The organism is Microbacterium sp. ZXT2-5, from assembly GCF_055329545.1.
This window is the reverse complement of record NZ_JBUZWD010000001.1, coordinates 49,679-61,900: the sequence shown is the minus strand read 5'-3', so window position 1 is coordinate 61,900 and position 12,222 is coordinate 49,679. Positions and strand designations below refer to the sequence as shown.

The window sequence follows — 12,222 nt, the reverse complement described above, 5'->3', positions numbered from 1 at the left end:
CGGTTACCCCGCGGCCGCCCGGCCGGGTGCAGGGCGCCCGCCTAGGATGGACGCATGACGACACGCGTGGCCATCGTCGGCGGCACCGGCAAGCTCGGCGGCATCATCCGCGACGTGGTCGAGGCGGAGCCCGGCTTCGAGCTGACCGCCGTGCTGACCTCGCGTTCGGACCTCTCCGACCTCGACGGCGCCGACCTCGTCGTCGACGCGTCCACGCCTGCCGTGTCGATCGACGTCGTCCGGGCCGCCATCGAGCGCGGGATCAACGTGCTCGTCGGCACGTCCGGCTGGTCGGCCGAGCGCATCGCGCTGGTGCGACCGCTCGTCGACGCCGCGGCGACCGGCGCCGTCTTCATCCCGAACTTCTCCATCGGCTCCGTGCTGGGCTCCGCGCTGGCCGCCGCCGCCGCCCCGTTCTTCCCCTCGATCGAGATCGTCGAAGCGCACCGCGAGACGAAGATCGACTCGCCCAGCGGCACCGCCGTGCGCACGGCGGAGCTGATCGCGGCGGCGCGGGAGGGCGTCGGGCCCGTCGAATCGCCGCACGTCGACCAGCGCGCCCGCGGGCAGCAGGTCGCGAGCATCCCCATCCACTCGCTGCGCCGCCCCGGCGTCCTCGCCCGGCAGGAGACGATCCTGTCGGGACCGGGGGAGTCCCTCACGATCGTGCACGACACCGTCGAGCCGGCGAGGGCGTACGGTCCCGGCATCCGGCTGGCACTGGCGGCCGCGCGCGACGCCACGGGTGTGACCATCGGCCTGGACAGCCTGATCGACATCGGGATCGGCCGGCGCGCAGCGCACACCGAAGCGCGCCCGCTGGACGAGGGCGGCGTCACGGGGCAGGTCGCCCGCACCACGTCCGCATGACCGCCCGGATCGGCGTCGCCGTCATGGCGGTGCTGCTCGCGCTGTACATCGTGCTGGTGGGACAGCGCGCATGGCTCCTGATGACCAGCGGCGAGGCCGTCGGCGTCGCGATCGGGATCGCCCTCGTGGTGCTGCCGCTCATCGCGGCATGGGCGCTGGGGCGCGAGCTGTGGTTCGGCGTGCGCGCCGAGCAGCTGGGGCGTCGACTCGAGGCAGAGGGGGGACTGCCCGAGGACGAGGTGGCGGTGCTGCCGAGCGGCAGGGTCGTCCGCGCCGACGGCGACGCGGTGTTCCCCGCCTACCGCGCCGATGCCGAGGCGCACCCCGACGACTGGCGGGTGTGGTTCCGGCTCGGCCTCGCGTACGACGCCGCCGGTGATCGTCGGCGCGCGCGCGAGGCGGTGCGCACGGCGATCCGCCTCGAGTCGGCCGAGCGAGCCCGCTGACGCGGACGGCCGGGCTCAGACGCGCGCCGGCACGGCGGCGGCGACGGCGTCCTCGACGGTCGGGTGCGCGAAGACGAACCCGGATGCCGTGAGCGCGGCGGGCACGACGTGCGCGTCGGCGGTGAGGATCGCCTCCGTGGCGTCGGCCCCGAGCACCAGCTTCATGCCCCACACCGGAGCACGCAGCAGGAACGGGCGGTTCATCCGCAGCGCCAGCGCGAATCCGAGGTCGTTCGCCGTCGCGCGCGTCGGGCCCGTGAGGTTCACCGGGCCTGTCAGTCGCGCGTCGATGATGTGCCGGATCGCGCGCACCGAGTCCTCGAGCGAGATCCACGGCCAGGCCTGCGTGCCGGGGCCGATCGGCCCGCCGAGCCCGAAGCGCGTGAGGAGCAGCAGCGGCTTCAGCACGCCGTCCGCGTGCACCACGGGCGCCGTGCGCAGCAATGACACCGCGGCATCGGGCCCCGCTCCGAGCGCTGCCGCCTCCCACTCCCCGCACAGATCGGCGAGGAACGTGTCACCGCGCGGCGAATCCTCGGTCAGCCGGGCCCCCGGGGCCGAGCCGTAGTAGCCCACGGCGGAGGCCGCGACGAAGTGCGGGGCATCCGCTCCCCGCTCCCGCACGGCGCGGGCCAGCGCACGCGTCGGCGTGACGCGCGACCACAGCAGCGTGCTCTTGTACGAGGGCGTCCACGGGAACCGTCCGATGTTCGCGCCGTTCAGCCCGACGACGGCGTCGGCGCCGTCGAGCACCGCGGGGTCGAGCGGCTCGTCCGTTGTGAGCCACTCGATCTCTCCGGCCTCGACGGGCGGGCGCCGCACGAGTGTGACGACCTCGATCCCATCGGCCCGCAGGCTCTCGACGAGGGCCGCTCCGATCAGCCCCGACGCGCCGGAGACGACCACCTTCCGCGGGGTCGCCGGGGCGGCGTCGGCGGCGCCGGGGGAATCAGGCAAGCGTGGCCTCGATGGTGATCTCGACGCCCGCGAGGGCCTGCGAGACCGGGCAGCCGGCCTTCGCCTCCTGCGCGATGCGCTCGAACTCCTCGGGCTCGATGCCCGGGACGACGGCGTTGACGTTGAGGTGGCTGCCGGTGATGCCGGTGCCGGGCTTGAAGGTCACCGACGCCGTGGTGTCGATCGACTCGGGCGGGGTGCCGTTCTCGGCGAGGGCGAGCGAGAACGCCATGCTGAAGCAGGACGAGTGCGCGGCGGCGATCAGCTCCTCGGGCGTCGTGACCGAGGTGGAGCCCTCGCTGCGCGCCTTCCAGTTGACAGGGAACGTGCCCAGGCCCGACGAGACGAAGGTGGTCTCTCCGGAGCCGTCGAACAGTCCGCCGTTCCAGGCGGTGGTCGCTTCGCTCGTGACGGTCATGGGGGCCTCCTCGCTCGCGGTGCGCCTGCGTCGCAGGCGTCTCGCGTCAGCCTAATCAACACGGATGCCGCGCCGCGACGGTTGCGCGGCGATGCGCGACGTGTCAGGCGGAGGCCGGCCGGGCGCGGCCGACGATGCCCGCGCGCTGCAGCAGCAGGTACAGCTGGCACCCCAGGCAGAGGCCGAAGACCGCGTTGAGGAAGGCCGCGACGAAAGCTGCTGCGGCCGCGATGGTGAGGCCCCAGGGCACGCCGAGCAGGTGCAGCGCGAGTCCGATGACGGAGACGAGGAGACCGACGCCCTGCGCGAAGCGCGGCGGGCGCGGGTCCTCGAGCGCGGTCGGGGCGCCGAGGCGGGGCGCGACGAGCGCGCGGTACAGCGCGCCCCACGGCGCCGTGCGCGGCGAGGCCACTCCCCACGCGAACAGCACGGCGATCGCGAGGAGGAGGAAGAAGGCAGGGTCCAGGAACCGCTCGCCGGGCGTCGCCGAGGCGATCGCCCAGCCGTCGGCGGTGCGCGCGGTGGACAGGCCCGTCAGCCCGAGGAACACGTCGACGAGGAGCAGCACGGCGGTGATGCCTGCCACGAACCGCGGTCCGCGCGGATCGATGCCGCGCGGGGTCGCGGCATCCGCTCTCTCAGACACTCGCACCCTCCGCACTCAGCCGGTTCAGCTCGAGCTCGAGCACATCGCGCCCCGGGGTGCCGCCGAAGCGGGTCCGCACCACCCCGTTGCGGTCCAGCACGAGGGTGGTGGGGGTCTGCAGGACGTGGAAGTGCTTGGCGATGTCGGGGCGATGCGTGAGGTCGACGTCGAGGTGCAGCACACCCTCGTGATCGTCGGCGATGGCCGCGAGCGTGCGGTGCACCCCGGGGCAGCGGGCGCACATCTCGGTGCTGAACTGCAGCAGCGTGGCGACTTCACCCAGCCCCTCGGCCCCGAGCCGGTGGGGCTCGACGACTTCGTGGGCCACGTTGCGGCGAGCGTGCGACTGGCGCCAGTTCAGGTACGCGCCGAGCGCGATCGTCGCCGCGAGGAGCACGGCGAGTGCGATGAGGGCGCCGACGAGGGTCACAGCAGACCAGGCTAACCCCTTTCCGCCGCCGAGGACGCGCCGATCGCTCAGATGACGCGACGCGGCGTGACGCGAAGCGCTGCGCGGCTGCCGGGCCGGACGTGCTGGCGGCGGGTATCGTGGCAGCCGTGACGACGCCGATCCCGACTCCGTACGAAGACCTCCTGCGCGACGTGCTCGAGAACGGCACCCACAAGGACGACCGCACCGGCACCGGGACGACGAGCGTCTTCGGCCGTCAGATCCGCTTCGACCTGTCGCAGGGGTTCCCCCTCGTCACCACGAAGCGGGTTCACTTCAAGTCGGTCGCCTACGAGCTGCTGTGGTTCCTCCGCGGTGAGTCGAACGTCGCCTGGCTGCAGGAGAACGGCGTCACGATCTGGGACGAGTGGGCCGATGCCGACGGAAAGCTCGGTCCCGTCTACGGGGTGCAGTGGCGCTCGTGGCCGACGCCGTCGGGCGAGCACATCGACCAGATCGCGCTCGTGCTCGACCAGCTCCGCGCGAATCCCGACTCGCGGCGGCTCATCGTCTCGGCGTGGAACCCCGCCGACATCCCCGACATGGCCCTCGCGCCGTGCCACGCGATGTTCCAGTTCTACGTCGCCGACGGCCGGCTGTCGTGCCAGCTGTACCAGCGCAGCGCCGACCTCTTCCTCGGCGTCCCGTTCAACATCGCCTCCTACGCGCTGCTGACCCTCATGGTGGCGCAGCAGGCGGGCCTCGAGCCGGGCGACTTCGTGTGGACCGGCGGCGACTGCCACATCTACGACAACCACCTCGAGCAGGTGCGCGAGCAGCTGACCCGCGACCCCTACCCGTACCCGACGCTGCGCCTCGCGCGCACACCCGGCTCGATCTTCGACTACCGGTACGAGGATTTCGTGCTCGAGCACTACCAGCACCACCCCGCGATCCGCGGCGCGGTCGCGGTATGACCGCCGCTGACCCGCGTCGCCCGATCGGCCTGATCTGGGCCGAGGCCCGCGACCGCGTGATCGGCGCGCAGGGGGGCATGCCGTGGCACGTCCCCGAGGATCTCGCCCATTTCAAGGCGGCGACGCTCGGCGCGCCGGTGGTGATGGGCAGGCGCACGTGGGAGTCGTTCCCCGCCCGCTTCCGGCCGCTGCCCGGGCGGCGCAACATCGTGGTCACGCACCGGGACGACTGGGCGGAGGCCGGCGCCGAACCCGCCGGCTCGCTCGAGGCCGCGCTCGCGCTGGCGGCGGAGGGCGACCCCGACCGGATCTGGGTGATCGGCGGCGGGGAGCTGTTCCGCGAGGCGATCGGGCAGGCGGATCTCCTGGAGGTCACCGAGTTCGACCTGCAGGTGCCCGGCGACACCACCGCGCCCGAGCGCGAGGGGTGGATCCCGTCGAGGATCGATCCGCCGGAGGGCTGGCACACGTCGAGCTCCGGCATCCGCTATCGGTTCCTGACGCTCGTGCGGGCGCAGTAGAGCGGCGGGACGAGGCGACGTGGCGAAGACCGCTCTCATCACCGGCGCGAGCTCGGGCCTCGGCGCCGAGTACGCCCGCCAGCTCGCTGCCAAGGGCGCCGACCTCGTGCTCGTGGCGCGCGACCGCTCCGCGCTCGAGGCCCTCGCGTCCCGCCTGCGCACCGTGTACGGCGTGGAGGTCGAGGTGCTCGCCGCGGACCTGCTGAAGCCCCGGCAGCGGGACCGCGTGATCGAGCGGGTGGCCGACGAGGCCCGCCCGATCGAGATCCTGGTCAACAACGCGGGGTTCGGGCTGCCGCTGGCGTTCGAGAGCAACGACATCGCCGACGAGGTCAGCCACCTGCGCCTGCACGTCGACGTGCCCATGCGCCTCACCCACGCGGCGCTCGGCGGCATGCTGGCGCGCGGCCGGGGCCGCATCCTCAACGTGGCGTCGGTCGCGGCGTTCATCCCGCGCTCGACCTACGGCGCGTGCAAGGGGTGGCTGGTCAGCTTCAGCCGCTGGGCGAACGGTCGCTACGGACCGCGCGGAGTGACCGTGACCGCCGTCTGCCCCGGCTGGACGCACACGAGCTTCCACGAGCGCCTCGGCCTCCCGCCGGGACAGGAGGGCGTGCCGGACGCCCTCTGGCTGGACGCGCGGGACGTCGTGGCGGCGTCCCTGCGCGACGCCGCGCGCGGCGTGCCCGTCTCCATCCCGTCGCTGCGGTACAAGCTGCTGGTGTGGGGGGCCCGATTCGCCCCGCCGGCGCTCGCCGCCCGCATCGCCGAGCGCGGGCGCTGAGCGCGCGCGAGCCACACGGGCCTGCTCCGGCGGCACGCGGAGTCGCGGCATCCGGATACCCTGAGAACATGACGCATCCGGGCAATCCCTTCGGACAGGTGCTCGTCGCCCTCGTCACCCCCATGACGGCCGACGGCGAGGTCGACTGGCCCGCTGTCGAGAAGCACATCGACGACGTCATCACCGCGGGCGCCGACGGCATCGTCGTGACCGGCACCACGGGTGAGACGTCGACCCTCACCGATGCGGAGAAGATCCGCCTGGTCGAGGTCGGCAAGGATGTCGCGGCCGGGCGGGCGAAGATCATCACCGGCGGCGGATCCAACGAGACCGCGCACGCGATCGAGCTGTACAAGGCCAGCGAGAAGGTCGGCGCCGACGGCATCATGATCGTCACGCCGTACTACAACAAGCCCACGCAGGCGGGCATCCTGACGCACTTCCGCCTCGTCGCCGACGCCACCGATCTGCCGGTGATCCTCTACGACATCCCCGGGCGCACCGGCGTGCCGATCCGCTACGAGACGATCCTGCGCCTCGCCAAGCATCCGAACATCCTCGCCATCAAGGACGCCAAGGGCGACTTCAGCGAGGTGAGCCGCGTGCTCAACCAGACCGACCTGATGTACTTCTCCGGCGACGACGCCAATGTGCTGCCGCACCTGGCGATCGGCGCGACGGGCCTCATCGGCGTCACCGCGAACATCGCGGCCCAGCCGTACCGCGTGATCGTCGACGCCGTCAACCGGGGCGACCTGAAGGCGGCGACCGCGGCCCACAAGCAGCTGGAGCCGCTCGTGCGCGCCGTGATGACCCACGTGCCCGGCACGGTGTCGGCGAAGTACATCCTGCACGGCCTGGGCCGAATCGGCAGCCCGCGCGTGCGCCTGCCGCTGGTGGGCCCCGAGGAGTGGGAGGCCGCCAAGATCGAGGACGAGCTCGCCCTGGTGACCGACGTCCCGGGTGCCGACTTCTCGAACTTCCGTCCCGACCGCAACGCGGCCGCCGGCGGTGCGCTGCCCAAGGTCTCGGGCACGACCAGATGACGAAGTGCCGTCGCCGATCGGGCGACGGCACGATGATGAACGGATGCCACGGCATCCGGAGGAGGCTTCACAATGCCCACCACCCCGTACGATCCCCCCGAGCTGGAAGCGGGCACGCTCCGCGTCGTGCCGCTCGGCGGCCTCGGCGAGGTCGGCCGCAACATGACCGTCTTCGAGTACGGCGGCAAGCTCCTCGTCGTCGACTGCGGCGTGCTCTTCCCCGAGGAGCACCAGCCCGGCGTCGACCTGATCCTGCCGGACTTCGAACCGATCAAGGGACGCCTCGACGACATCGTCGGCGTCGTGCTCACCCACGGCCACGAAGACCACATCGGCGCGGTGCCGTACCTGCTCAAGCTCAAGAGCGACATCCCGATCGTCGGCTCCGGCCTGACGCTCGCGCTCACCGAGGCCAAGCTCAAGGAGCACCGCATCCGGCCGTACAGCCTCACGGTGACCGAGGGGCAGCGAGAGAACCTCGGGCCCTTCGAGCTCGAGTTCATCGCCGTGAACCACTCGATTCCCGACGCGCTGGCCGTCGCCATCCGCACGCCGGCCGGCACGGTGCTCGCGACCGGCGACTTCAAGATGGACCAGCTCCCGCTCGACGGGCGCCTCACCGATCTGCGCGCTTTCGCGCGGCTGGGGGAGGAGGGCGTGGACCTCTTCCTCGTCGACTCCACGAACGCGGACGTCCCCGGCTTCACGCCGCTGGAGCGCTCGATCGGCCCGGTGCTCGACCAGGTCATCGGCAAGGCGCCGCGGCGGGTGATCGTCGCCAGCTTCTCCAGCCACGTCCACCGCGTGCAGCAGGTGCTCGACGCCGCGGCCGCCCACGGTCGCAGGGTGGCTCTCCTCGGCCGCAGCATGCTGCGCAACATGACCATCGCGGAGGACCTGGGCTACCTGCACGTGCCCGAGGGCGTGCTGATCGACTACAAGAAGGCGCGCGACCTCCCCGACGACAAGATCGTCTACATGTCCACCGGCTCGCAGGGCGAGCCCATGGCCGTCCTGAGCCGCATGGCGAACCTCGACCACGCGATCGAGCCCGGCGCCGGCGACACGGTGATCCTGGCGTCGAGCCTCATCCCCGGCAACGAGAACGCCGTGTACCGCGTCATCGACGGGCTCACCAAGCTCGGCGCCAACGTCGTGCACAAGGGCAACGCCAAGGTCCACGTCTCCGGACATGCCGCCGCCGGCGAGCTGCTGTACTGCTACAACATCCTCAAGCCCCGCAACGTCCTGCCGGTGCACGGCGAGTACCGCCACCTCATGGCGAACGCCCGCCTCGCCCAGGACACCGGGATCGCGCCCGAGCGCACGCTCCTCGCGGAGAACGGCACCGTCATCGACCTCAAGGACGGCGACGCGCACATGGTCGGCCAGCTCGACCTCGGGTTCGTGTACGTGGACGGCTCGACCGTCGGCGAGATCACGGATGCCGACCTCAAGGACCGCCGGATCCTCGGCGAGGAGGGCTTCATCTCGGTGATCGTCGTGGTCGACGCCGCGACGGGCAAGGTGATCTCGGGTCCCGAGATCCACGCGCGCGGCTTCGCGGAGGACGACCGCGTCTTCGAGGACGTCAAGCCGAAGATCGCCGCGGCGCTCACCGAGGCCGCCAAGTCGGGCGTGCGCGACCCGCACGCGCTGTCGCAGGTGGTGCGCCGCACGATCGGGCGCTGGGTGAACCAGTCGCTGCGACGCCGGCCCATGATCGTCCCGCTCGTGATAGAGGCATAGCGGGATCACCGCCGGGCGGAGAATCGAAGCGTAGCCCGCACGTAACACGGATGGCCGTACCATCGGCCTCGTGGGTACCTCGTTCCGCATCCGTCCCGCTGTGCCGGCGGACGGCTCGTTCCTCGGCGACATGGTCGTCGAGGCGGCGAACTGGCGGCAGGGCGGCGCACGGCCGCGGCACGAGGTGATCGGCGGGGAGGAGCACGGGCGGTACGTCGCCGGCTGGATGCGGCCTGGCGACGCGGGCTTCGTCGCCGAGGCCGCGACGGGAGAGCCGATCGGCGCCGCCTGGTACCGGATGCTTCCGCGCAGCGATCCCGGGTTCGCATACGTCGGCACGGGCGTCCCCGAGCTGATCATCGGCGTGAAGCCGATCTGGCGCGCCCACGGCGTCGGCCGGGCCCTGCTGCAGCGGCTGTGCGAGCACGCACGCTCCGAGGGGTTCGCGCGCATCAGCCTCAGCGTCGAGCGCGACAACTTCGCCTCGACGCTGTACCGCAGCGAGGGGTTCGCGGTGACACAGCGGGGGACGGGCCGCGACACCATGGTGAAGCGCCTGCGCTGAGACGTCCGCCGTCGTCGCGACTCGTGGCCCCGGGCGGCGTGGTTGCCCTGATTTGTCGGAGTCCCCGCCTACCGTGGAGGGATGGCCAGGAGCACAAGCCCGACCAAGGGGTCGCGTGCGTCTTCGAGCGCGTCCGCGAACGCGCGATCCGGTGCGTCGTCGACGCCGCGCAAGCCCGCCGCGGCCAAGCCCGCGCCGGCACCCAAGCGCTACGTCGGGGACGCGGACCGGCCGCCGGTGATCGTGCGCGCCTGGATGGGGCTCGCGCACGGGACCGGCGGACTGTTCCGGGCGTTCGGCCCGGAGTCGCTCGAGAAGGAGCAGCGCCGCGACGGCTTCCCGTTCCTGCTCGTGCTGCTGGCGATCGCCGGCGCCGTGAACGAGTGGTTCTTCATCGGCAGCGAGGTCGCGAAGACCATCAGCGCCTACACCGTCGGCGGCCTCATCGGCCGTGAGGCCTTCGTGCTGCCGGTGCTCCTGCTGCTGCTCGCGGGCTGGATGTTCCGGCATCCGTCATCCGTGCACGACAACGGGCGCGTCGGCATCGGCTTCGGCCTGCTGATCCTCACGATCGCCGGCTTCTGCCACGTCGCCGGCGGCCGCCCGCAGCCGAACGAGGGGCTTCCCGCGCTGAGCGAGGCGGGCGGGCTCTTCGGCTGGATGGTGGGCGAGCCGCTCGCGCTGGTGCTCACCGACGTCGGCGCCTACATCGTGCTGTCCCTCCTGGCGGTGCTGAGCGTGCTGATCATCACCAAGACGCCGCCCAACCGCATCGGTCGGCGGCTCGGCGAGCTGTACCTGTGGATGTTCGGCGCCGAGCCCCGAGAAGACAAGACGACGGATGCCGCCGGCGACGACTCCGACGACGACGGCGACCCCTCCCTCCCGTGGTGGCGCCGCAACAAGACGGGTCGCGAGACCGACCCCGAGGACGGGCTCGGCTCGGACGCCCTCACCGAGCTCCTGCCTCCGGGGTCGTCGCAGGGCGGCTTCGAGCAGGCGATCGCACCGACGGTGACCCCGCCCCCGGCGACCGTCACCGACGACCTCACGGAGGTCATCGACCCGGCGGTGCTGTCGGCGGCCAAGGCTGCCACCTCATCGCGCACGTCGCTGCGCGACGACGCCGAGATGATCGAGGACGACGGCACGCTGCCCGGCCTGGACGGCATCGGGTCGTCCACCGCGGTCGACTCGCCCTCGGCGCCGTACCGCCTGCCGTCGGTCAACTCGCTCGCGGCCGGATCGCCGCACGTCGCACGGTCGCAGGCGAACGACGACACGGTGCGCGCCATCACGAGCGTGCTCGACCAGTTCGGGCTGGACGCGCGCGTGACGGGATTCTCGCGCGGCCCGACCGTCACCCAGTACGAGATCGAGCTCGGCCCGGGCGTCAAGGTCGAGCGCATCACCGCCCTGACGAACAACATCGCCTACGCCGTGGCCTCGAACGAGGTGCGCATCCTCGCGCCCATCCCCGGCAAGAGCGCCATCGGGGTCGAGATCCCCAACACCGACCGCGAGATCGTGACCCTCGGCGACGTGCTCCGCTCGACGGCGGCGACGAATCAGACGCATCCGATGACGATCGGCGTCGGCAAGGACGTCGGCGGCGGCTACGTCGTGGCGAACCTGGCCAAGATGCCGCACCTGCTGGTGGCCGGCTCCACCGGCTCGGGCAAGTCGAGCTTCGTCAACTCGATGATCACGAGCCTGCTCATGCGCGCCAAGCCCGCCGACGTGCGGATGGTGCTCATCGACCCCAAGCGCGTGGAGCTCACCTCCTACGCGGGCGTGCCGCACCTCATCACGCCGATCATCACGAACCCGAAGAAGGCGGCCGAGGCGCTGCAGTGGGTCGTGAAGGAGATGGACATGAGGTACGACGACCTCGCGTCCTTCGGCTTCCGGCACATCGACGACTTCAACAAGGCCGTCGTCGCGGGCGAGATCACGCTCCCGCCCGGCAGCGAGCGCGTCCTGAAGCCCTACCCGTACCTCCTCGTGGTGGTCGACGAGCTCGCCGACCTCATGATGGTCGCCCCGCGCGACGTCGAGGACTCGATCGTGCGCATCACGCAGCTCGCCCGGGCGAGCGGCATCCACCTCGTCCTGGCGACGCAGCGGCCCTCGGTCGACGTCGTGACCGGACTCATCAAGGCCAACGTGCCGTCGCGCCTGGCGTTCGCGGTCACGAGCGTCACCGATTCGCGCGTCATCCTCGACCAGCCCGGCGCCGACCGCCTGATCGGCCAGGGCGACGGGCTGTTCCTGCCGATGGGGGCCTCCAAGGCCCTGCGGGTGCAGGGCGCGTGGGTCAGCGAGAGCGAGATCGAGGCCGTCGTCAAGCACGTCACGGCGCAGGCGCGCCCCGAGTACCGCTCCGATGTGCAGGCCGCCGCCGAGAAGAAGGAGATCGACGCCGACATCGGCGACGACCTCGAGCTGCTCCTCGCCGCCGCCGAACTCGTGGTCTCGAGCCAGTTCGGGTCGACGTCGATGCTGCAGCGCAAGCTGCGGGTCGGCTTCGCGAAGGCCGGCCGTCTCATGGACCTCCTCGAGTCCCGCGAGATCGTCGGCCCCTCCGAGGGCTCCAAGGCCCGTGACGTGCTGGTGACCGTCGAGCAGCTGCCGACCGTTCTGGCCCGTCTGCGCGGCCAGGACGTGCCCGACGAGGCCGCCGCGGCACCCCCGGTCGCCGAGGACCCCTACGGCTCGGATGCCGTCGGCGCGCAGTACGACGGCTACCCGGTCGTCGACGGCGACGAGGGCTCCGAGGACGCCTGGGGCCTCACCGGACGCGACTGAAGCCTTCAGCCCCGTCACGGGCGGGCGCGTGCGCCGATAGGCTC

The 12,222-nt window shown here is 72.0% G+C and carries 13 protein-coding genes; 9 read left to right on the top strand and 4 right to left on the bottom strand.

The annotated features are described in order from the left end of the window. The first annotated feature begins 54 nt into the window (after positions 1-54). Positions 55-870 (top strand): 4-hydroxy-tetrahydrodipicolinate reductase, encoded by an 816-nt coding sequence (locus tag ACZBH1_RS00310; protein ID WP_378884803.1) that lies wholly within the window; start codon positions 55-57, stop codon positions 868-870. Continuing rightward, complete coding sequence (locus ACZBH1_RS00305; protein WP_336399045.1) at positions 867-1,316, top strand: hypothetical protein; 450 nt, start codon at positions 867-869, stop codon at positions 1,314-1,316. The genes ACZBH1_RS00310 and ACZBH1_RS00305 overlap by 4 nt, the downstream gene beginning before the upstream one ends. 15 nt (positions 1,317-1,331) lie before the next feature. Here the strand turns inward: ACZBH1_RS00305 and ACZBH1_RS00300 are convergent, their stop codons facing one another. The 4 genes from ACZBH1_RS00300 to ACZBH1_RS00285 all read right to left on the bottom strand — a co-directional run bounded on the left by ACZBH1_RS00300 (position 1,332) and on the right by ACZBH1_RS00285 (position 3,767). Continuing rightward, a complete protein-coding gene (locus ACZBH1_RS00300; protein ID WP_463645164.1) occupies positions 1,332-2,273 on the bottom strand; it encodes a TIGR01777 family oxidoreductase in 942 nt (313 codons plus the stop codon). Then, on the bottom strand, positions 2,266-2,691 hold the full coding sequence (locus ACZBH1_RS00295; RefSeq protein ID WP_336399043.1) for an OsmC family peroxiredoxin: 426 nt from the start codon (positions 2,689-2,691) through the stop codon (positions 2,266-2,268). The genes ACZBH1_RS00300 and ACZBH1_RS00295 overlap by 8 nt, the downstream gene beginning before the upstream one ends. 103 nt (positions 2,692-2,794) lie before the next feature. Next, positions 2,795-3,337 (bottom strand): DUF4395 domain-containing protein, encoded by a 543-nt coding sequence (locus ACZBH1_RS00290; protein WP_463645163.1) that lies wholly within the window; start codon positions 3,335-3,337, stop codon positions 2,795-2,797. After that, positions 3,330-3,767, bottom strand: coding sequence for a TlpA family protein disulfide reductase (locus tag ACZBH1_RS00285; RefSeq protein WP_336399041.1), 438 nt, complete (start codon positions 3,765-3,767; stop codon positions 3,330-3,332). The genes ACZBH1_RS00290 and ACZBH1_RS00285 overlap by 8 nt, the downstream gene beginning before the upstream one ends. A 128-nt stretch (positions 3,768-3,895) precedes the next feature. Here ACZBH1_RS00285 and ACZBH1_RS00280 point away from each other — a divergent pair, with 128 nt between their 5' ends. The 7 genes from ACZBH1_RS00280 (at position 3,896) to ACZBH1_RS00250 (ending at position 12,178) form a co-directional block, all read left to right on the top strand. After that, the gene (locus tag ACZBH1_RS00280; RefSeq protein ID WP_463645162.1) at positions 3,896-4,705 is read left to right on the top strand and encodes a thymidylate synthase; all 810 of its coding nucleotides are present in this window, start codon (positions 3,896-3,898) and stop codon (positions 4,703-4,705) included. Beyond that, positions 4,702-5,226 (top strand): dihydrofolate reductase, encoded by a 525-nt coding sequence (locus tag ACZBH1_RS00275; RefSeq protein ID WP_463645161.1) that lies wholly within the window; start codon positions 4,702-4,704, stop codon positions 5,224-5,226. The genes ACZBH1_RS00280 and ACZBH1_RS00275 overlap by 4 nt, the downstream gene beginning before the upstream one ends. Before the next feature lie 19 nt (positions 5,227-5,245). After that, a complete protein-coding gene (locus ACZBH1_RS00270; RefSeq protein WP_463645160.1) occupies positions 5,246-6,010 on the top strand; it encodes an SDR family NAD(P)-dependent oxidoreductase in 765 nt (254 codons plus the stop codon). A 68-nt stretch (positions 6,011-6,078) separates the two neighbouring features. Further along, positions 6,079-7,056: a 4-hydroxy-tetrahydrodipicolinate synthase gene (dapA, locus tag ACZBH1_RS00265; protein WP_336399037.1), complete on the top strand. Its 978-nt coding sequence runs from the start codon at positions 6,079-6,081 to the stop codon at positions 7,054-7,056. Between the two features lie 72 nt (positions 7,057-7,128). Then, positions 7,129-8,805: a ribonuclease J gene (locus ACZBH1_RS00260; protein ID WP_378884827.1), complete on the top strand. Its 1,677-nt coding sequence runs from the start codon at positions 7,129-7,131 to the stop codon at positions 8,803-8,805. 70 nt (positions 8,806-8,875) lie between these two features. After that, complete coding sequence (locus ACZBH1_RS00255) at positions 8,876-9,370, top strand: GNAT family N-acetyltransferase (protein WP_336399035.1); 495 nt, start codon at positions 8,876-8,878, stop codon at positions 9,368-9,370. Between the two features lie 81 nt (positions 9,371-9,451). Further along, positions 9,452-12,178: a DNA translocase FtsK gene (locus ACZBH1_RS00250; protein ID WP_463645159.1), complete on the top strand. Its 2,727-nt coding sequence runs from the start codon at positions 9,452-9,454 to the stop codon at positions 12,176-12,178. Positions 12,179-12,222: the final 44 nt, after the last annotated feature.